Source organism: uncultured Roseobacter sp., from assembly GCF_947499265.1.
Classification (GTDB): Bacteria; Pseudomonadota; Alphaproteobacteria; order Rhodobacterales; family Rhodobacteraceae; genus Roseobacter.
Genome location: NZ_CANMNK010000007.1, coordinates 31,395 through 51,441 on the forward strand (window position 1 = coordinate 31,395; position 20,047 = coordinate 51,441).

Sequence of the window (20,047 nt, forward strand, 5' to 3'; positions counted from 1 at the left end):
TTCCGGCCAGAACTTCCCACTTTGGTGTGTCTGAATTCACCTGCGCGGGCTTCCCCTCAAAAACAGAGGCTTGGGCAACTATCGAATGGTTACGGTTGCCAATAGCTGCATGGCAGCTCGGGTACGGACGCGGCCTAGAACTATCGAGACCCGCACCGGCTGGCAGCCAAGCTGTCAGACCCTCGCCTGTCGGCTCAGCAGTTTGGCAGCCAGAATCGGTACGCGCTCGAAAGAACCAGAGTGGCTTTAGTATACCTCGTCAACTTCCGGCTTTTCTGATTTTTTCTATAATATTTTCAGATGTTTATAGTTCTGCTATAGGAGAAACAGCATGTCAAAAACCGGCCTACTCGATCTAGTCGCGATCAGAAACAACACTCCGTTTTCGGACGTGCTGGCGCACTACGGTCTCACCCCCGAAAAACCGGGCGGCAAACAAGTGAAAATTCGCTGCCCCTTCCACGACGACAAAACACCGTCTTGTTCGATCAACCAGGAACGAGGTATTTTCAAATGCTTCGGCTGCCCGGAAAAGGGTAACGTTTTGGATTTCATCGCTTTGATGGAAGAGATTACCGACAACCACGCCTATCAAGCCGCCCTGGTGGCGCTCGACATTATCGGCGCAGCCCGAGAAGACTTTGAGAAGCCACAGGAGGGCCAGAGAACGCCAAAAGGGGCAAAAAAGAAGCCGAACCCATCTAAGGGACGAAAATCGCCTCAACGGGCGAAATCTGGCGCTACAGAGGAAGAAAAACCGGCACCTAAGAAATCGGTGAACCCGGTGATCGACATCTCACTGACCCTGGATCATGAACATGAGTTCTTAACTGAGCGCGGAATTGATCCCGAGACGGCCGAAGCCTTTGGCATCGGCTATTGCGGCACCGGCATTATGAAAAGACGCATTGCCATTCCAATCCATAATCCGGCTGGTGAATTGGTTGCATACTCGGGCCGATGGGCGGACGGCGATCCGCCAGACGACGAACCCCGGTACAAACTGCCCAAGGGATTTGAAAAATCGCTTGAGCTGTTTAACCTTCACCGCGCAGCATCGATGCAAAAACAGTACGTGGTTGTAGTCGAAGGCTACTGGTCAACTCTCCGTCTTGATCAGGCCGGTATCCCGGCCGTAGCCCTCATGGGTACGGACATCTGCGTAGTTCAAGCCAAGCTGCTAAGCGAGGCCGGCTTCAAGTATGCGATCCTGATCCTGGATGGTGACGAAGCCGGCCGGCTGGCCACTCCCCCATTGGTACACGTTCTGTCGCAAGAACTGTACGTCAAAACCTTGGTTTTGCCTGAAGGGATCAAACCAGACACCATGGATGAATCCATGATCGACCGTTTGCGGCGATAACACCACCTAAAGGCAGGCCTCCGGGCCTGCTTTTTTCGTGGCTCTCTGCCCTAGCATTCATACCCCGCTTGCACCCGCGCGCAGTCAACGTCCAAAATCTGCTTGGTCTCGATTTCGTAGATACGGTTACCTGGCTCATCCGCCCGCACCGTCCAAGTATCGTCGGCGTGACGAGCTGGTCGCAGGACATCGGCCGCAAAACGTGTGCCGTCTGTGTCTTTAACCAGCACCATCGGTGAACAGCGGCCGGTGGTGAACGCCTTGTACTGATAAATACGTCTCAAATAGCGCGGCCGAAACGGCCACCACTGGACTGGTGGTCGTTCATATTTGACCACTTTGTGCCACGGTATTTCTTCTGTTGTCATATCCTCACCCTTCCCTTTGCAGGGATACGAATATGACGAAAGCGCTTCGGTGAAGCAAGACCAACTCCGGCCAAACAGCAGATGTCTGCCAACCTTAGAGAAAGTGCTTTCGCAGGAACACAAAAAAGCCCGCCAGATCGACGGGCTTTTCGCTCGGCTACTTAGCCGAAGATCGCATACAGTGACGCCAGTATGGCGACCTGTGCGCCTGTTTGCAGCAACAGGGCTTTATATAGGTCAGCCCGCGTCTCTAGACGTAAGGCGTTCAAGTCAGACTTGGTTGCCAAAGTCTCCAACGCCTCAGTGCGAGAGAGAATTTCTTTGGCCAGTGGCTTGGCCTTTTCTGCATCAAGACCTGCTTTGACTAGTAGATCGTGAATGTCGAGCGTGGTAGTGTTCATACGCAGGTTGATGATACCACAGAATGGTCATTTTGTCCTGTCACCACGCCGTCTCCGAGCCAGGTGACGTAGGAGCAAGCGACGATTAGCTCGGCTATGTCCTGCAGCTCCATGCAGCGATGTTTGACTGCATAGCTCGTCAAAATGTTCTGGACTTTGCGGGTAAGAACTTCGCTTCGGTACGCAGCACTCGCCTCCGGCATAGCGCCTTGGGCGTCGAAGCGAGCGGCAGCGTCCATCGCCGCCGCCACCTCAGCCTTGAGATCGCTCAGTGTCTGAGTCTTGGTTGAATCCGTCATAGGTTAATTGCAATTAAGCTTGTAACGGCAACTAGCGGAAGGCCGGTCGCCTGACAGGCAGCGCGCCAGCAGAGAGGCTCGGCTGTCACACCCCGGCACAACGTAGAGCGGGTTGACGGTTGAGGGTGGCTGGTAAACTGCGTGGCAGTGACTGGCCTTCTTCTTGACCCTTAAAAAAGTATTTGAGCCTGCGTATGCAGGCACCTTTTTCCAGGCGAGGCTTTGCCTGCCCGCAGCGCGACGGCGAATAGCCGGAGCTGCTAACCAATCGTAATTCCCCCACGTGTTGCCCGCCGTATTTGGCCGACCATCCCGAAGGCGAATGCCGAAGGGTGGTCGAAGCCAAATCGAGCGAGGCGACCAACCGTGTTTTGGCGGTGCGCCATTCCAGCGCAATTGGCAGGCCATCCTACGTAGGTGGCCGTAGTCCAATAGACAGAACACGGTTGGTCGCCTCGCAAAGAGGCGGCAACACGTGGGGGAAATCTTTTGTTTTCAATGCTATATTGAAAACAACACCTCTTGTTCTTAAGAACAAGACCCTAAACAGTACTAGTCTTACGATGGATGACCATCGCTTCGCGGTACTTATAATTACACATTAACTTACACAATACAGCTAAAATTGATTACAAAATATTTAATAACAACAGTTTGTGTATTTAATTAGCCCCCTCCTAAGGGGCAGGTTGCAGGTTCGAATCCTGCCGGGATCACCAAAAACACTTTCAAAAAGAGTGCTTAGAGCTGCAAGGATTGTCGCGGGGTGCTCGCGAGGCGTCTCGGTGGCGTGAGCGATGTTGAAAGGTCCTCGTCTTTTTGTTTCAGGCATTCTGCTTATGTCGATTGGCGAGGCGGCGCATATCGCTTCGTCGGAACGCCATGAAAGGGAACTGTTGTGAACAGCTTCATCAAAAAGGTTGCTGTGGCAGCCATTACCATCGTCACGATAAGTGCCGCGACGACGTCTCAGGCGCGGGCTGATACATCAAACCTGGGCGTTTTCGCTTTGGGTGCGATCGCAGGTGGGATCATTGCCAAGGAGCTCAATGGCAAACGCCCGAACCATGCCATAAGCCGCAAAAATGTGCATCAACCCAAATATGGGCATGGGGTCCATCGCTCTCACAAAACGCACCGCAAGCACGTGAGGCATCACAAACGTTTTCACCGTCATGGCAAATTTGGTCACGCACACGCTTATCGGTACAAGCACAGTCACTGAGACGTATTGTGGATATGAGGAGTTAAGGATTCGTCTTAGTGGCGCTCGATACGCCCTGGGGTCTGTGGAAGTTTCTGGAACCCCTGCCGCGCGTGGAGTTGTCACTGCACTCCATTCACTATCTCGACATGGTGCGCGCGCTTTTGGGGGAACCGCTGGGCATTCATGCCAAGACAATCGGCCATTCCGACAGCAAGATCGCTCAGACGCGCACGGCGGCCGTTCCGGCGTTGGCTGATGTTAACAAGTTGGGGACTCGCTATTCTGATGTTGTTGGAACCACTGGTTCAGGCACGTCCACCACGATTGTTAGCTTGATGAATGCGCTACTCGGGGTCTTTTTCGCGGTTAATGAAGTGTGATACGCGTGGTGACGTGCCGGTTTCCGGGCGCGAGCGGGTGCGCAGCACCGGTTGCTCAGATCCTGGCGCTTTGCTTTCGCGTAACACGATGAAAAGTCCACTGGCGATGATGATGGCGGAGCCAATGATGGTCGCATTGTCCGGTGTCTCGTCAAAAAACATCAAGCCGTAAAATGAGGCCCACAGGATTTGCGAATACTGCATCGGTGCGACCACGACCGCTTCGCCGGTGTTGTAGGCGGCGATCAGGAAACGGCCCGCAGTCCAGGCCAGCAAGGCAATCACGCCCAGTTTGCCCAGGTCAGCCAGCGGTAGGGGTTGATAGACCAGGGGCAACAGCGCCGCCATCACGATGAAGTTCGCCATCATCGGGTAGAGCATGATCACGACTGTGCGCTCTTCCCGCCCGATTTTGCGCACGATAATGGATGCAATCGAGCCACAGATGGCAGAGATCAACGCGGCAAGGTGGCCGAGTTCCAGTTCGGCCTCTCCCGGCCGCAAGACAACCAGAACACCGCACAGTCCAACGGCAACCGCGATCCAGCGGCGCAGTTTCACCTGCTCCCCCAGTATCGGGATGGCAAGGATCGTGATCAGTAGCGGCGAGGCAAAGAGGATTGCGTAGACCTGTGCCAGGGGGAGCACCGAAAAGGCGTAAAACGCGCAAAACCCGGTGATCACCGCCGCCACGGTGCGCGCTGCCATCCACCACGGATGCTTGGGGATCAGGGTGCCGTGGGTCGCATCGCGCAACAGATACAGCATCGCCAGCGGGAAGCTGAACAGAACGCTGAAAAACACGATTTGCACCGGGGAATATCCGCCGCCCAGCACTTTGATGATGACATCATGGCTGGCAAAGATACCGAAAGCCACCAGCGCCATCAGCGCGGCCTTGAGGTTCGGATGCATCGGTTTCTTGGCCATGGTTTGCTCTCATCGAGAGAAAAAGGAGATGGCCAAACAGGGCCGTTACATCGAATTGTTCACACCCCGGCGTCGGATCATATCTAACCGGCGGTCGCGCCTGAGCGCGCGGGGCTGTTAGAGGCTTGCGTCAAGCGCTGCGAGGATCGCATCACCCATTTCCGTTGTGCTGATCGGCATGCCGCCTTCCTCGCCCATCAGGTCGGCCGTGCGCGCGCCATCGGCCAGCACCTTTTCGATGGCGGCCTCCAGCCGGGCGGCTTCATCGCCCTGATCGAAAGAGTAACGCAACGCCATGGCAAAGCTGAGGATACAGGCGATGGGATTGGCCTTGCCCTGTCCTGCAATGTCTGGCGCTGATCCGTGCACGGGCTCGTAAAGCGCCCGGGGCGGGCCGCCATCCTTTGGCGCGCCAAGGCTGGCCGATGGCAGCATGCCCAGCGACCCGGTCAGCATCGCGGCGCAGTCCGACAGGATGTCGCCAAAGAGGTTATCGGTCAGGATCACATCGAATTGTTTGGGCGCGCGGACCAGCTGCATCGCACCATTGTCCGCATACATATGCGACAGCTCGATATCCGGGTAATCGGCGTCGCGCACCTTCTGGACAACCTCGCGCCACAGGATGCCGCTCTCCATCACATTGGCTTTCTCCATCGAGCAGACCTTGCCCGAGCGGCGCCGTGCGAGCTCAAACGCAGACCGCGCCACGCGGTCGATTTCGCCTTCGGTATAGCGCTGTGTGTTGATGCCAACCCGCTCGTTGCCTTCTTCGAAAATACCGCGGGGCTCGCCAAAATAGACGCCCGAGGTCAATTCGCGCACGATCATGATGTCGAGGCCGGCGACGACGTCCTTTTTCAGCGAGGAAAAATCCGCCAGCGCGTCAAAGCACTGTGCCGGGCGCAGGTTGGAAAACAGGTCCATCTCCTTGCGCAGCCGCAACAGACCGCGCTCCGGTTTCACGCTGAAATCAAGGTCATCGTATTTCGGGCCACCCACGGCGCCCAACAGTACCGCGTCTGCTTCGAGGGCGCGCGCCATGGTGTCGTCGTGCAACGGCGTTCCGTGCGCGTCATAGGCGGCACCGCCCACCAGATCTTCGCTGACATCAAAGGCCAGATTGCGCTTGTCACCGAACCAGCCGATCACGCGTTTCACCTGGGCCATGACCTCAGGGCCAATACCGTCGCCAGCGAGAATAAGAAGGGAAGGGTTGGCCATGATGCGACTCCTGCAACTTTTGTTGCACGCGGCCTACCCCGCGACCCGGTCAGGGTCAAGAAGCCGGTCAGTGGAATGCCCGTTCTTGCGGCCCTTTAGCTGTTTTCGCGGGCCTGCATCGGTGTCATGCCGGTCCAGTTGTGAAAGGCACGGTAAAACGAATTGGGATCGCGATAGGCCAGCAGATAGGAGATCTCCTCGACGCTCACATCCCCCTGTGCCAGCAGGTCCTTCGCCATCGACGCGCGGGTCGCATCCAGCAGGGCGCGAAAGGTCTGTCCCTCCTCGTGCAGGCGCCGCTGCAGGCTGCGGCGGCTAAGATGCAACCGCGCGCAGACGTCATTTGCCGAGGCTTTGCCCGAGGGCAGGATTTCACGCAGCGTCGCTTCCACCCGCTCGGCCATGGTGTCGCGCGATGTACGTTGGGCCAAGCGGCGTTGCAGGGTGGGGATGAAATCATTGAGCAAAGCCGCATTGGCGGAGATCAGGGGCAGATCGGCATCTTCTGCGCGCAGGATCAGCTCGGCATATGGGCCCACCTCCGGCATACACTCAAAGTAAGCTTCCAGGGCGTGCCGCAGCGGCGCGATGGACGGACCCTTCACAGAGAGCGGCACGATTTTTACGCCAGTGTGCACCCGTGCGATTTCGACAAAATAAACCAGGTCGAACAGTTCGAAACTGTCCGGCATCTTGGCCATCTCATCCGAGACGTCGAACCGCAGGGAGAGGCCCTGAGGCACCCTTTTGATCGTCAGTTTGATTGGGGCCACAAGTGGTTTGAACAGGGCCAGCCGCTCCAGCCCTTCGCGGTAGGTGGCGCTGCTGGTGAAGGCAATCATCGGCGAATTGCACGGTCGGCTCGCGGCCTTCTGAGCAAAGACTATGGGTGCATTCTCGAAATCGCATTCATCCGACACCGCGCGCCACACTGCAAAATATGTCGGGCCATCGACGCCGCGATCTTCGGTGTCAATAAAATCGGACGGCAAGCCGACCCGCTCCAGCACCCGCTGTTCTGACAGCTCCAGCATCGTGCACATCTGCCGAATTTGCTGGGCAACGGGGTAAAGGGCTTTGCGGCTCATATCTTGTCCTTGGGGAAGTTGATCACTCTCATTTGGTTCAATAACGGGCGATGGGCTACTGCGCGGGTGCGAATTGGCGCATTTTGCTATAGGATTGGCGCGTATTGCAAGTCGCGCCGGTTGCCGCCGTCCCTTCGTGCTCTGGGTACCAACTACATGCAATCGATGCTACGCAACGGACCATGGTGTCCATAAAACAGCGCCCCCTCGTGACCGGGATTGGCATTGGGTTCCTGATGCTGATGGTCTTGCCCTTTGCGCTCTATGCCGCGCGCTCCGGGGTGGGTGGCCTTTTCACACCTGGCATCGTGGATAGTCGGTTTTTCGTCGCCGGACGGGGGGTCGGCAATCACGCGATCTTTGGGCATATGCTGTTGGGCGGTGTGCTCACACTCCTGATCCCGCTGCAGCTTTGGGGCGCGTTGCGGCATCGGTTTCCGGCGTTGCACAGGTGGAGCGGGCGGCTGCTGGTACCTTTTGCAATGATCACCGGGCTCGGGGGGCTAATTTACATCGCGCTGCGCGGCACGATCGGTGGCTTTTGGATGGACGCGGGCTTCACGCTCTATGGCGTTTTGCTGGTGTTGAGTGCGACACAGGCGATCAGATTTGCGCGCGCGGGGCGATACGGCGCGCACCGCCGCTGGGCGTTGCGCTTGTTTGTGCTGGCCATGGGATCATGGCTCTACCGGGTGCACTATGGGATTTGGTACGCGCTAACCGGTGGCGTGGCATCGACCCCGACGTTTGAAGGCACCTTTGATCTTGTCCAAAACGTCGCCTTTTACCTGCCCTATCTGCTTTTGCTCGAAGTCTGGCTGCGCAAATCTGCGCCTCGTTAGCGGGTGATGTCGACCCAAACGAGCCTGTGACGACTGGCGGTGGCCGCGATTTGCCCCATTTCCGTTTCCGGATCCGGCCATAGCACACCGGCATCAACGACACGCCAGTCTGACGATGGCAGCACATAATCTACGCGCAGGTTGCCTGGCACAGGGTCGGTCCAATCGACGGTATCGAAGGCGTCATCCGACACCAGAACGCTGCCCATGCTTTCCGGCATCGGATCCTGCAGCCGCGGATCATCCAGCGTAGCAGTGATCGCCGCCTTGATCCCCTCGCCGCCGCGTCGGTCCTGATTGAAATCGCCCAAAAGCACAAAACGGTCCGAGGGGGCCGGCCCAAAGGTGCCGTCCAGATAATGGTGCCAGAACATGATTTCATCGTGGTTGCGCTTGCCGTTGCGATCTTCTGGCCCATCGAAGACGGGCGGGCTGGCGTGGAAGGTCATCAAGGTCACGCGCCCCATCTCGGGGACATCGACAGGGACAACCCAATGCCCCGTCGTGGACAGGCGTTGCACGGCTTGCACCGCCTCGGAAGGGAAGGGGCCTGCGTCGGTCTGGGGGAGCAGCGCTCCTGGCACATCGCGCCAGAGCATTGCGGAAAAATCCTGCACCATGTCGTGATCGATAGGATGGCGCGACAGTACCGCCATACCGCCTTGCCCAGAAAACTGGCCATAGCTTTGGCCATCGCGCGGGTCACCAAGGTAGCCATCGCCATCCATATCGAGTCCGGTCGGCATGCCGGTATTGGGTCGGGCCGCAAATTGATAGGGGTAGTCGATGCCAGTGGCGGCAAGCGCGTCCACATAAGCCGAGAGCGCCGCCCCGGTCAGATCATAGTCAAAACCCTGCAATGCGATGATATCGGCGTTCGCCTCGGCAATCACCCGGAGGGTCGAGATGATCTGATCGTCTTCGCCACGCGCAATGTCCCGGAGCAATAGCCCGGGACCTTTACGCTGCAGTTCCGTGTTGAATGTCGCGACGCGCAGGACCTCTGCACTTGCACCTTGGCTGAGCCCGAGCAGGGCGGCTGCGATCAGGCCGCCTGCAAATCGGCCTCCTCGGATGCGCTTTGATATGCACGCCGCCGCTTTTCTTCGATCATGCTGGCGATCCGGGTCATTGCAATGCCACGCATGATCATGCTGGCAGGAAGGAAGGCCCATGAAGTCATCGTCCAGATAAGGGTTTGCGGGTTCTCCAGTGAGATCGGGTCTATCAGATCAGAGGTCGCCTTGACCACTGCCGGGATGATAAAGGGCAACAGAAATCCCAAGGCGATGTTCACGCGCGCATCGCGCTGCAAACGGTAGAGCACGTCGCCGCCTGCGGTCGGGTCAAAGAGCGGCAGGTTCACCCAGACGTTAAATGCGCCGTTGCGCATCGGCCATCCCCAGATCCGCACCAAGGACACAAAGACGCACATCGCCATCAGCGAGATCAGGTAGGAAATTCCGGCGGCGGACCGCACGTTGTTGATGGTTTCCACGGTCGAGTCGTAGGGCAACATCAAAACGATGAGCCGCACCGGCGAATAGGGGAAATCAATCGCATTGCCGATGATCGTACCCAACGAGGTGATCGCGTGGGTAAAGGAGGTTGGCTCCGAATTCCCCTTGGCTATGGTCGTCAGGAGGAAGACGGTCAGGAACAACGCAACAAAACGCAGCCGGTTGAACGGTGCTGCGTCTCTGAATTCTACGATGCTGGGCGCGTTCGAGTTATATTCAACAAAAGTCAGAAAGGCAGCGATCAAAGCCATAAGCACGACAATCTGGGACTGGCTGGTCGCTGAATCTGGTAACAACAGTGCCGGAGTGGCAATTAACAACGCCACCAATAAACCGCGCATTGCTGCGCCTGACATACGTACAAACATTCGTTTTCCCTTCAAACTGGCCAGGAGCGATACGTTGCCGCGTCCTTGTTCCAACTTGATGCCACCGGGGCGGTGGTTGCTGCCTCATTCTTGCCCCATTTGTGACATCATTCGTCTAAGTTTCGCAAGTCTCGTGGTTAACAAGACGCAATCCATTGGGCGTTTTGAGGGAAGAGGTGGTGCCATCTTGCATCAATACTGTGGCAGAAAACTGGCACCACTCAACATGTTGTGGGCGCCCGGGAAACGCCCACAATAAAGGTGTTAACTCTGTGTCATTATCGCTGAATTGGCAACGCGCCGTTTTTCAGATCAAACCCAGGGACGGGCCTGCGACGCTGCGGTCTCAAAGCTGTCAATCGCGGCGGATTTTTCCATGGTCAGGCCAATGTCATCCAAGCCGTTCATCAGGCAGTGCTTTTTGAACGGGTCCACGTCGAAAGTGAACACCTCGCCATCCGAGGTGGTGATGATCTGTGCATCCAGATCGATGCTCATCCGCGCATTCGATCCCTTTTCCGCATCCTTCATCAAAACATCGACCTGTTCCTGTGGCAGCGCGATGGGCAGGATGCCGTTCTTGAAACAGTTGTTAAAGAAGATGTCCGCAAAGGACGGCGCAATCACACAGCGGATGCCAAAGTCCTTGATGGCCCATGGCGCGTGTTCCCGCGATGAGCCGCAACCAAAGTTATCCCCCGCGACAAGGATCTCCGCGTCGCGATAGGCATCCTGATTCAGCACGAAAGTCGGGATTTCGGCGCCATCGTCGTCATACCGCATCTCGTCAAAGAGGTTCACACCCAGTCCGGAGCGTTTGATCGTTTTCAGGAACTGTTTCGGGATGATCATATCGGTGTCGATGTTGATCATCGGCATCGGGGCCGCAATACCGGTGAGGGTGTCGAATTTGTCCATTTGGTGCCTCCTGACCCTGATCGGGACGTCAGTTTATCTGCTGCGCAGTACGGCCTCGCCGAACCTGCTGAACTCTCGCCTCTGATGCCGTATTTTTCAGTGACATTCAATGTCTGCTGGTCCTTGCACACAACATAACAAAAGAATGGCGGCACCGGGGTACCGCCATTCTTTGTATTGCATGTTTCACCCCTCGGGTGACCGCTGGCAGACCCGCACCGCGGGCGCAGCGGTTTACCACAAAGCTCAGGCTGCTTTGTTGCTCCGGCGGCGCTTCAGCGCTGCGAACCCAAGCACACCGGTGAGGATCAGAGGCAGGCCTGCTGGTACTGGCACGGTGTTTGGGGGCGGTGCGACTTCGCGGATGATCTTGGCACGAATGGCGCGCTCGAAATCATCAAACCCGGAGGCTGCAACGACAAACGAGCCTGGTCCACCGATAACGTTTGTCTCACCGTAGAGGATCGAGTCGACATTTTCCGAACCGGTATCGCCAAAGAACGGTGGGTCATTCACGAACAGCGCGTTGATGACGTCGGTTTCGCCCGCCAGCGCCGCATCCCGTGCGTTCTGAACTGCGGCACAGTCTGTTTCGTTCTGGCCACACTGCACGTTTTCGTTGCCGTCGCCGGTAACATCGATCACCTGACGTATGGATTCGAAGTCATTCGACGCGAAAGAAGCAGCCGCGCCGGTGATGCCTGCGGCAAGACCTGTCGAGCCGCTGCCAAGACGGTTCATGTTCCGAAGCGTTTGCGCATAGGCGTTGGCGGATGCAACTGAATCGATCAGCGTCCACGCTGTCCCCAGACCCCTATAGAAGGTGTCAAAGAAGCTGACCGCGACGGCAATGCTGCCGGTCGACGAATTCAGGATCTTTTGCTGCACTTCGCTGTCTTCGAATGCGGCGGCATAGCCGTTGCGGATGAGGTTGTAATCAGTGCTGCTGACCGAGCCGGACGTGTCTGTCAGAAGCATCAGCTCCAGACTGACGGGCGCGGATTGGGCACTCCCTGTTGAAAGAACGAAGGCCGCAGAGAGGCCCCCAATGAATGCTTTGATCGTCATAAGATCTGTCCTTACCAAATTTTAACTCATAGAATTGTTATTCAAAATTGAACAACGCATTAACGATATCTTAAAATTGATCAATTTTCAAACTTTTAGCGATTGTATTATGGTATTTTTTAACAATAACAGTTCACCTATGCGGTAAATTTTTATCAATACTACTCTTAGGGTTGTGGTGGCTGCCCCCAAGTGTCAGGCTGAAAAATACGAAAAAGCACCTGAAAAAGGGAAAAATGGCCGCGGTTTTCTGCACCGCAGCCATTAATCGGATCTTACATCAGATCGCGCACATCTGTCAGCCGGCCTGTGATGGCCGCGGCTGCCGCCATCGCCGGGGACATCAGGTGCGTTCTACCGCCGCGACCCTGTCGGCCTTCGAAATTGCGGTTGGACGTCGCCGCGCAGCGTTCACCCGGCGCGAGTTGATCGGGGTTCATGGCCAGGCACATGGAGCACCCCGCAAGACGCCACTCGAATCCGGCTTCCTTGAAGATGTCGGCCAGACCCTCTTCCTCGGCTTGCGCGCGCACGAGACCGGAGCCCGGCACAACCATGGCCCGCAGCCCGTCTTTCTTCTTTTTGCCCTTCAGAATTTCCGCTGCGGCCCGCAGATCCTCAATCCGACCGTTGGTGCATGATCCGATGAAAACAGTGTCGATTTCGACGTCCGACAAGGGGGTGCCAGGTGTCAGGCCCATGTAGTCGAGCGAGCGTTGCGCGGCCCCGACCTTGCCACCTTCAAAATCATCGGCTGCGGGGATGGCGGCGGTGATCGGCAGCACATCTTCAGGCGAGGTGCCCCAGGTCACAACCGGTGCGATGTCTTCGCCTTTCAGCGTAACGACCTTGTCCCAATGCGCGTCCTCGTCGGAAAATAACGTCTTCCACCAGGCCAGAGCGGCTTCCCACTGGGCACCTTTCGGCGCATGCGGACGCCCCTGACAGTACTCAAATGTCTTCTCATCCGGTGCGATAAGGCCCGCGCGCGCGCCGCCTTCGATCGCCATGTTGCAGACGGTCATGCGGCCTTCCATCGACAGATCCCGAATGGCTTCCCCACAGTATTCAATGACATAGCCGGTGCCGCCCGCGGTGCCAGTGGCCCCGATGACGCTGAGGGTGATGTCCTTGGCGGTCACGCCGGGGCGCAGCTTGCCGGTGATCTCCACCTTCATGTTCTTGGATTTCTTCTGAATCAGCGTTTGCGTGGCCAGCACGTGCTCGACCTCTGAGGTGCCGATGCCATGCGCCAGCGCCCCAAAAGCGCCGTGGGTCGCGGTGTGGGAATCCCCACAGACCACGGTCATGCCGGGCAGGGTCCAGCCCTGTTCGGGGCCGACAATGTGCACGATGCCCTGCCGTACATCCGACACCGGGTAGTAGTGGATGCCGAAATCCTTGGCGTTGGTGTCGAGGGCGGCGACCTGGACGGCCGAATCCTCGGTCATGTTCGACGGGTCTTCGCGGCCCGGCGTGGTGGGCACGTTGTGGTCCGGCACGGCGATGGTTTTCTCCGGCGCGCGCACCTTGCGACCCGTCATGCGCAGACCTTCGAATGCCTGTGGCGAGGTCACCTCGTGCACAAGGTGACGGTCGATGTAGAGCAGGCAGGTGCCGTCGTCCGCTTCGTGCGCCACATGGGCATCCCAGATTTTGTCATAGAGCGTTTTGGGGGACATGGGTCCTCTCCCGTAAATTGGAATTGATCAGATGGGGTCGGCTGCGCGCTTATAGTCGTGCAAGCACAGCATGCGTTGCCCCGAAGAAGCGTTCGCGCAGGCGTGCGCGGTCGTCCATATCAAAGACACGTACCATGGGCATCAGATACAGTGCCGCAGCACTTGCCGCAAGGGCGGTGGGTTGAAGGGGGTGCCGGTCTGTGCCAATTTCAGGCCAAAGGAGCGCCGATGGAGACCGAACAACAACCTTTTGCGCAGGCATTGATGTCGGTCGACGAAATCTGGTTCCTTTTCATTAGCTTTATCGAGAGCGTTGTCACGCCCGGATGGCGCCAGAATCAGGTGCTGATCGTGCTGGGGCTGGCGGCGCTGTGCTACTGTTTGCACATCGTCTCCGGCAGCGTCATCGACAAGCAGGTGCGGGCCCGGGAGGGTTGGTCAAAATGGCAGCTGCGCATGATCGTGCAGATCAAACGGCGCATGGGGCTCATTTGGTTCGCGGTGCTGGCGGGCGGGCTCTACATGATCATGCAGCAGGTCACATGGCCGTCGCGGTCCTATTTTATTGGGCTGGCGGCCACGCTGGCGGTGGTCTGGACCGGCATTGCCTATGCCACAAGGCTGGTGCGCAACCGGTTCTTGCGCCGGTTGGTGACATGGGGCCTGTGGATCTACGCCACGCTCTATCTGGTGGGCGTATCGGACGAGGTGTCCGCCTTCCTGGATGGGCTGGCGCTGGAAATTGGCGACTTCCGGATGTCGGTGCTGACCCTGCTGTCCGCTGCGGTGGTGATTGGCGTCTTTTTCACCGTGGCCCGGCTGATCAGCGGTACCACGGCCTCCAGCATCCGCAAGAACGAAGACATCAGCCCCTCAATGCAGGTGCTGGCCGTCAAGGCCGTGCAGATCACGCTTTACGGTTTTGCCTTCTTCATGGGTGTGAAGGCAGTCGGGATCGATCTCACCGGGCTCGCCGTGCTGTCGGGTGCCATTGGTGTGGGCCTTGGTTTCGGTCTGCAAAAGGTGGTGTCCAACCTTGTGTCGGGTGTCATCATCCTGCTCGATAAGTCCATCAAACCCGGCGACGTGATCTCGCTTGGCGAGACCTTCGGGTGGATCAATTCGCTGGGCGCGCGCTATGTCAGCGTGGTTACCCGGGATGGCAAGGAATATCTGATCCCCAATGAGGATCTGATCACGGGGCAGGTGGTCAACTGGTCCCATTCCGACGCTTACGTGCGGCTCGATATCTATTTCGGCACCTCCTACGGTTGCGATCCGCATCAGGTGCGCAAACTGGCCATTCAGGCGGCAACGGATGTGGACCGCGTGTTGTCCCACCCAAAACTGCCGGTGTGCCATATCGTCGGTTTTGGCGACAGCTCGGTGGACTACATCCTGCGGTTCTGGATCAAGGATCCAACCGGTGGGCTGACCAATATTCGCGGTAATGTCTATCTTGCCCTGTGGGACGTGTTCAAAGACAACGATATCTCCATTCCGTTCCCGCAGCGTGAAGTGCGGATGCTCGCAGAGGAACAGGACATGCTGAGGGACGGGACGGAAGGTTAACCGATCTACAACGCTGTCATTGAATTGTTGCAGCTGCGTTGTTACCCTGTACATACCCCAGCGCCGGGGGTCCGGCGGCGCGTTCAAAGGAGGACAATGTCCTGTCAATCCATGCTGACGCAGCAGATGCTGCTCAAAACGGGCCTGCAGTAATGGTCACTGCGGCCGACACAGCCACCAGCGAAGCGCTCTTGGCGACCATCCTTTCATCCCTTTCCGACGACAAGGCCGAAGACATCGTGCAGATTGATCTGCGCGGAAAGACTGAGATCGGTGACTACATGGTCATCTGCTCGGGGCGGTCGACGCGCCAGGTCTCTTCCATATCGGAGAAGCTCGCGCAGAAGGTCAAAGACGAATTTGGCCGCACCGCGAAGATGGAAGGTAAGGACACCGGAGACTGGGTGCTGATCGACACAGGCGATGTGATCGTGCATGTTTTCCGCCCGGAAGTGCGCGAATTCTATCAGCTTGAGAAGATGTGGCAGCCCATGGCGGGTACGGAGACGGCAACCAACTGACTTTCGGTCAGGGGTGGCCCGAACATGCGTGTGCATATTGTTGCGGTTGGCCGTTTGCGTGCCGGACCGCAGAAAGACCTGATCGACGATTACCTGCAGCGGCTCGACCGTACGGGCCGTGGCCTCAGCCTTGGCCCGGCGCGCGTCGTTGAGGTGGACGACCGCAAGGCCTCGGGTATGGCGGCAGAGGCTGATCTGCTGCGCCGTGCCATTCCCGACCATTCCTTGACCGTGGTGTTGGATGAACGCGGGCGCGTTGAAAGCTCACCGGATTTTGCCAATCGTATTGCCGGGTGGCGCGATGCCGGGCGCAGCGATCTGACGTTCATCATCGGCGGTGCGGACGGCATTGCACCAGAGCTGCGCGCGCAGGCGGATTTTTCCCTGTCCTTCGGCAAGATGGTGTGGCCGCATATGCTGGTGCGGGTGATGCTGGCAGAGCAGCTTTACCGCGCGGCTTCGATCCTCGCGGGCACGCCCTATCACCGGGTGTGACGGACCTTAGCGCAGTGTTACGATGGTTGCGGTCGGGTTCCAGCCGCCGGGCAGATCGCGGGCCTGTATCTGCACCTGGGTGGTCCCTTCGGGCAGGCGCACGCCCGACAGCGATCTGGTAAAGGGCTGTTCCTGCACATGCGGGTGCGCCAATTCACGAATGGCGATTTGATTGCCCTGCATGTCCAGCACACGCCAGGCATCTGCATAGTGGTCCCAGCCGGTATCGGGGTGTGAAATCGTCACCTCAAATCGCCAGGTGTCGCCGGAACGGATTGCCTTGACGTTGTCAATCTGCGGCGGTTCGGCCAGCGCGGGAGCCGCCACCACAAGAAGCGCGAAAATTACATTTTTCATATCAAAACAAACCAAACTGTTCCCCGTACTCTATTTAAGGGGTCAGGAGAATTTTGCGAGAGTAAGATGCAAATTCCCTGCGCCAGATCACGATCACGGTAATGAGGGAGGCGAGGATCAGCGGAATGGGTCCGGCAAGCCAGGCGGCCGAAGCGAGCGCGAAATAGAGCGCTCTGAGGCCGCGGTTGAAGCTTTTCGCCCCGGTGATGTTAATTTGTGCCGCTTTTTCGGCGCATTTATAGGCATCGGGATCCTTGGGATCATTGGGGACGGCGGCCATCAGGACAGCACAATAGCCAAACAGACGATTTGCCCAGACGAATTTGAGGAATGAATTGGTCAGAAACAGCGTCAGGACCATCAGTTTCAGTTCCCATACGATTGTTGGGTGATCGATCAGCGTGATGTCCTCCGCCACACCGGCAAGTCGTTCTGCATTGCCGATCACTGCCAGCGTTCCACCGATGGCGATGACCGATGTGGAGGCGAAAAAGGCCGTTCCCTGCCGCAGCGTGCCCAGAACCTGCGCGTCAAAGATCCGCGGCTCGCGGGTGACCATCTGGCGCATCCATTCCTGTCGGTAGCCTGCCATGATGAGCGACGTGGACAGATGTTTGGCCGAAGGGTGTTCAATCCGAAAGCCAATGCCGATCCACAGCAGAAACAATAGTGCCACCGCGGCGAAATCCACAGGCTGAAAGAGGGCGATCCGGTCCATGAGTGTCATGGCAGGACGCATCGCATCTCAGGTAAAGCTTGCCAATGGGTGAAATTGGTAATATTAATTTACCAAATGGAGGAATGATCATGGAAATGCCGATTCCCGATCAGGCTGTTCTTGCGCGCAAGGATCGCGTGGTTGCCCGGTTGCAAAGCGTATTACCTACCGATGCGGTTATTCACGAGGTGTCGGAAACGCGGGCCTATGAGTGTGATGCGCTGACCGCGTATAAATGTCCGCCGATGGTGGCGGTGCTGCCCTCGACCACGCAGGAGGTTTCCGATGTTTTGCGGATTTGCCACGAAGAGGGTGTACCGGTTGTGCCACGCGGGTCCGGCACCTCGCTGGCGGGCGGCGCGCTGCCGACAGCCGATTGCGTGATCCTGGGCGTTGCCCGGATGAATGACGTGCTGGAAACCGATTATGACAACCGCATCATCCGCGTGCAGACCGGCCGTACCAACCTCAGCGTCACCGGCGCAGTCGAGGAAAACGGGTTTTTCTATGCGCCCGATCCCTCCAGCCAGCTGGCCTGTGCGATTGCGGGGAATATCGCGATGAATTCCGGCGGCGCGCATTGTTTGAAATACGGCGTCACCACCAACAATCTGCTTGGCGTCACCATGGTGATGATGGATGGCGAGGTCGTCGAGATTGGCGGCGCGCATATGGACAGCGGTGGCCTGGATTTGCTGGGTCTTGTCTGTGGGTCCGAAGGCCAATTGGGGGTGATTACCGAAGCAACCCTGCGCATTCTCGCCAAACCCGAAGGCGCGCGGCCCGTTCTGATGGGGTTTGATGACAGCGAAGTTGCAGGAGCTTGCGTCAGCGACATCATCAAGGCGGGTGTTTTGCCCGTGGCCATTGAGTTCATGGACAGGCTCTGCATCGAGACCTGCGAGAATTTTGCCCATGCGGGTTATCCGATGTGTGAAGCGCTGTTGATTGTTGAAGTGGAAGGGTCGGAGGCTGAGATCGACCATCAACTGTCCCTGATCATGGAGATTGCCCGGCGGCACAATCCCGTCGAACTGCGGGAAAGCAAATCCGCCGAAGAGAGCGCGCTGATCTGGTTGGGTCGAAAATCCGCCTTTGGCGCAATTGGTCAGATCAACGACTACATGTGTCTGGATGGGACGATCCCGGTCAGTTCGCTGCCTTTCGTGTTGCGCCGCATTGGCGAGATGTCGAAGGAATACGGTCTCCAGGTGGGGAATGTCTTTCATGCGGGCGATGGGAATATGCACCCGCTGATCCTGTTTGATGCAAATAAACCCGGTGATCTGGAGCTTTGCGAGGCCTTTGGTGCGGAAGTGCTGAAGCTCTGCGTTGAGGCCGGGGGTTGTCTGACCGGAGAGCATGGCGTTGGCATCGAAAAGCGCGATCTGATGACCTATCAGTATGCGCCCGAAGATCTCGAAGCGCAGATGGCGGTAAAGGACGTTTTTGATCCGCAATGGTTGCTGAACCCGGCGAAGGTTTTTCCGCTGGCGGTGTCAGAGCCGCGCCGTTCTGTGGCCTTGGCCGCGGAATAGGGGCTTTGCCCCCGCGCCCTGAGGGCGCTCCCCCAGGATATTTGGAGCCAGAAGAAGATGATGACACCTGACACGGAAGCGGGTTTGGCCGAGATGATCAAATCCGCGAAAGGACCGTTGGCCATTCAGGGGGGCGGCACGCGGGGCATCAAACCCGAGGGTGACGTGCTTTCGGTTGGTGGGCTGTCTGGCATTACGCTTTATGAGCCTGGCGCGCTGACGATTGTTGCACAAGCTGGTACGCCGCTGTCCGAAATTGACGCAGCGCTGGCCGCCGAAAATCAACGCCTTGCCTTTGAGCCAATGGATCATCGTACTCTGTTGGGCATGGTGGGCGAACCGACCCTTGGTGGCGTGATCGCCGCCAATGTGAGCGGTCCGCGCCGCATTCAGGGCGGTGGCGCGCGGGACTACGCATTGGGCGTGCGGTACGTGGACGGCGCTGGCACCATCGTCAAAAACGGGGGTCGCGTGATGAAGAATGTGACCGGCTATGATCTGGTGAAGCTGATGAGTGGTTCCTTTGGCACGCTTGGCGTGTTGACTGAGGTATCGCTGAAAGTGTTGCCCACGCCTGAAACCCAAGGCAGCTTGATGCTGCGCGGATTGGATGATGTGCAGGCTGTCCGGGCGATGGCTGCGGCCATGGGGTCCCCATTTGAGGTCAGTGGTGCGGCGCATTGCGCCAGCATCATGGATGACGGTCCGGTGACGGTGCTGCGGGTGGAGGGGTTTGAAGCCTCCGTGGCCTACCGTCTGGACCGCCTCAAGGAGCTGCTGTCCCCGATCGCAAGCGAAATGATCATCGCAGATGCCGTCATGACAGATTGGGTCTGGAAAAGTGTCCGGGACGCGGAATTGTGGAAGGATGTGCCCGAAGACATCTGGCGTGTGTCGTGCAAACCCTCGGACGCGCCCGTGCTGATGGCAAGTTCTGGCGCGGTTGGCTGGTATTTCGACTGGGCAGGGGGGCTGATCTGGGTGCGGATGCCGGAGGGGGTCGATCTGCGCGCGAAATTGGGAGCTTTTGATGGCCATGCGACAGTGGTGCGCGCCTCAGACCGTACGCGCCGGGCCCTGCCGGTATTCCATCCCGAAGCGTCGGGCGTCGCCAGGATCACGGCCGGTCTGCGTGCGAAATTTGATCCAAGGGGCATTCTCAATGCCGGGTTGATGGCCGGTGTTTGA

Annotated in this window: 22 protein-coding genes; 8 read left to right on the forward strand and 14 right to left on the reverse strand. The window is 57.9% G+C overall.

The annotated features are described in order from the left end of the window. The first annotated feature begins 331 nt into the window (after window positions 1-331). The gene (locus tag Q1A63_RS18520; protein ID WP_299632364.1) at window positions 332-1,363 is read left to right on the forward strand and encodes a CHC2 zinc finger domain-containing protein; all 1,032 of its coding nucleotides are present in this window, start codon (window positions 332-334) and stop codon (window positions 1,361-1,363) included. 50 nt (window positions 1,364-1,413) lie between these two features. Here the strand turns inward: Q1A63_RS18520 and Q1A63_RS18525 are convergent, their stop codons facing one another. The 4 genes from Q1A63_RS18525 to Q1A63_RS18540 form a co-directional block, all read right to left on the reverse strand. After that, complete coding sequence (locus tag Q1A63_RS18525) at window positions 1,414-1,731, reverse strand: hypothetical protein (protein ID WP_299632365.1); 318 nt, start codon at window positions 1,729-1,731, stop codon at window positions 1,414-1,416. A gap of 161 nt (window positions 1,732-1,892) precedes the next feature. Continuing rightward, on the reverse strand, window positions 1,893-2,132 hold the full coding sequence (locus Q1A63_RS18530) for a hypothetical protein (RefSeq protein ID WP_299632366.1): 240 nt from the start codon (window positions 2,130-2,132) through the stop codon (window positions 1,893-1,895). Further along, complete coding sequence (locus tag Q1A63_RS18535) at window positions 2,129-2,431, reverse strand: hypothetical protein (RefSeq protein WP_299632367.1); 303 nt, start codon at window positions 2,429-2,431, stop codon at window positions 2,129-2,131. The genes Q1A63_RS18530 and Q1A63_RS18535 overlap by 4 nt, the downstream gene beginning before the upstream one ends. A gap of 988 nt (window positions 2,432-3,419) precedes the next feature. Next, the gene (locus Q1A63_RS18540; RefSeq protein ID WP_298974416.1) at window positions 3,420-3,623 is read right to left on the reverse strand and encodes a hypothetical protein; all 204 of its coding nucleotides are present in this window, start codon (window positions 3,621-3,623) and stop codon (window positions 3,420-3,422) included. Window positions 3,624-3,694: 71 nt separating this feature from the next. On the opposite strand from Q1A63_RS18540, the gene Q1A63_RS18545 reads away from it, so the two are divergent. Continuing rightward, window positions 3,695-4,018 (forward strand): hypothetical protein, encoded by a 324-nt coding sequence (locus Q1A63_RS18545; protein ID WP_298974418.1) that lies wholly within the window; start codon window positions 3,695-3,697, stop codon window positions 4,016-4,018. On the opposite strand, the gene Q1A63_RS18550 is transcribed toward Q1A63_RS18545, so the two are convergent. From Q1A63_RS18550 to Q1A63_RS18560, 3 genes are all read right to left on the reverse strand, one after another. Next, the gene (locus Q1A63_RS18550) at window positions 3,983-4,933 is read right to left on the reverse strand and encodes a DMT family transporter (RefSeq protein WP_298974991.1); all 951 of its coding nucleotides are present in this window, start codon (window positions 4,931-4,933) and stop codon (window positions 3,983-3,985) included. The genes Q1A63_RS18545 and Q1A63_RS18550 overlap by 36 nt on opposite strands. Before the next feature lie 132 nt (window positions 4,934-5,065). Continuing rightward, window positions 5,066-6,172, reverse strand: coding sequence for a 3-isopropylmalate dehydrogenase (gene leuB, locus Q1A63_RS18555; RefSeq protein WP_298974419.1), 1,107 nt, complete (start codon window positions 6,170-6,172; stop codon window positions 5,066-5,068). Between the two features lie 95 nt (window positions 6,173-6,267). Then, window positions 6,268-7,260 (reverse strand): AraC family transcriptional regulator, encoded by a 993-nt coding sequence (locus tag Q1A63_RS18560; RefSeq protein ID WP_298974420.1) that lies wholly within the window; start codon window positions 7,258-7,260, stop codon window positions 6,268-6,270. Window positions 7,261-7,442: 182 nt separating this feature from the next. On the opposite strand from Q1A63_RS18560, the gene Q1A63_RS18565 reads away from it, so the two are divergent. Continuing rightward, complete coding sequence (locus Q1A63_RS18565) at window positions 7,443-8,102, forward strand: DUF2306 domain-containing protein (protein ID WP_298974421.1); 660 nt, start codon at window positions 7,443-7,445, stop codon at window positions 8,100-8,102. Here the strand turns inward: Q1A63_RS18565 and Q1A63_RS18570 are convergent. The 5 genes from Q1A63_RS18570 to leuC form a co-directional block, all read right to left on the reverse strand. Then, on the reverse strand, window positions 8,099-9,136 hold the full coding sequence (locus tag Q1A63_RS18570) for an endonuclease/exonuclease/phosphatase family protein (protein ID WP_298974992.1): 1,038 nt from the start codon (window positions 9,134-9,136) through the stop codon (window positions 8,099-8,101). The two genes, Q1A63_RS18565 and Q1A63_RS18570, sit on opposite strands and share 4 nt — an antisense overlap. A gap of 11 nt (window positions 9,137-9,147) precedes the next feature. Further along, window positions 9,148-9,990, reverse strand: coding sequence for a hypothetical protein (locus Q1A63_RS18575; RefSeq protein WP_299408416.1), 843 nt, complete (start codon window positions 9,988-9,990; stop codon window positions 9,148-9,150). A 312-nt stretch (window positions 9,991-10,302) separates the two neighbouring features. After that, the gene (leuD, locus tag Q1A63_RS18580; RefSeq protein WP_298974425.1) at window positions 10,303-10,908 is read right to left on the reverse strand and encodes a 3-isopropylmalate dehydratase small subunit; all 606 of its coding nucleotides are present in this window, start codon (window positions 10,906-10,908) and stop codon (window positions 10,303-10,305) included. 246 nt (window positions 10,909-11,154) lie between these two features. Further along, complete coding sequence (locus Q1A63_RS18585) at window positions 11,155-11,976, reverse strand: DUF1194 domain-containing protein (protein ID WP_298974427.1); 822 nt, start codon at window positions 11,974-11,976, stop codon at window positions 11,155-11,157. A 275-nt stretch (window positions 11,977-12,251) separates the two neighbouring features. After that, window positions 12,252-13,658 carry a 3-isopropylmalate dehydratase large subunit gene (gene leuC, locus Q1A63_RS18590; RefSeq protein WP_298974429.1) on the reverse strand — a complete coding sequence of 469 codons (1,407 nt, stop codon included), beginning with the start codon at window positions 13,656-13,658 and terminating at the stop codon, window positions 12,252-12,254. A gap of 228 nt (window positions 13,659-13,886) precedes the next feature. On the opposite strand from leuC, the gene Q1A63_RS18595 reads away from it, so the two are divergent. From Q1A63_RS18595 to rlmH, 3 genes are all read left to right on the forward strand, one after another. Continuing rightward, entirely contained in the window at window positions 13,887-15,230 is a 1,344-nt protein-coding gene (locus tag Q1A63_RS18595) for a mechanosensitive ion channel domain-containing protein (RefSeq protein ID WP_298974430.1), read from the forward strand. Between the two features lie 152 nt (window positions 15,231-15,382). After that, window positions 15,383-15,751: a ribosome silencing factor gene (rsfS, locus tag Q1A63_RS18600; RefSeq protein WP_298974432.1), complete on the forward strand. Its 369-nt coding sequence runs from the start codon at window positions 15,383-15,385 to the stop codon at window positions 15,749-15,751. 24 nt (window positions 15,752-15,775) lie between these two features. After that, window positions 15,776-16,246: a 23S rRNA (pseudouridine(1915)-N(3))-methyltransferase RlmH gene (gene rlmH / locus Q1A63_RS18605; protein WP_298974434.1), complete on the forward strand. Its 471-nt coding sequence runs from the start codon at window positions 15,776-15,778 to the stop codon at window positions 16,244-16,246. A gap of 6 nt (window positions 16,247-16,252) precedes the next feature. Here the strand turns inward: rlmH and Q1A63_RS18610 are convergent, their stop codons facing one another. Then, a complete protein-coding gene (locus Q1A63_RS18610) occupies window positions 16,253-16,603 on the reverse strand; it encodes a hypothetical protein (RefSeq protein WP_298974435.1) in 351 nt (116 codons plus the stop codon). 34 nt (window positions 16,604-16,637) lie between these two features. After that, the gene (locus Q1A63_RS18615; protein ID WP_298974436.1) at window positions 16,638-17,330 is read right to left on the reverse strand and encodes a DUF599 domain-containing protein; all 693 of its coding nucleotides are present in this window, start codon (window positions 17,328-17,330) and stop codon (window positions 16,638-16,640) included. An 80-nt stretch (window positions 17,331-17,410) separates the two neighbouring features. Here Q1A63_RS18615 and Q1A63_RS18620 point away from each other — a divergent pair, with 80 nt between their 5' ends. Both Q1A63_RS18620 and Q1A63_RS18625 read left to right on the forward strand, forming a co-directional pair. After that, the gene (locus tag Q1A63_RS18620) at window positions 17,411-18,859 is read left to right on the forward strand and encodes an FAD-linked oxidase C-terminal domain-containing protein (protein WP_298974437.1); all 1,449 of its coding nucleotides are present in this window, start codon (window positions 17,411-17,413) and stop codon (window positions 18,857-18,859) included. A 60-nt stretch (window positions 18,860-18,919) separates the two neighbouring features. Then, window positions 18,920-20,047: an FAD-binding protein gene (locus Q1A63_RS18625; protein WP_298974994.1), complete on the forward strand. Its 1,128-nt coding sequence runs from the start codon at window positions 18,920-18,922 to the stop codon at window positions 20,045-20,047.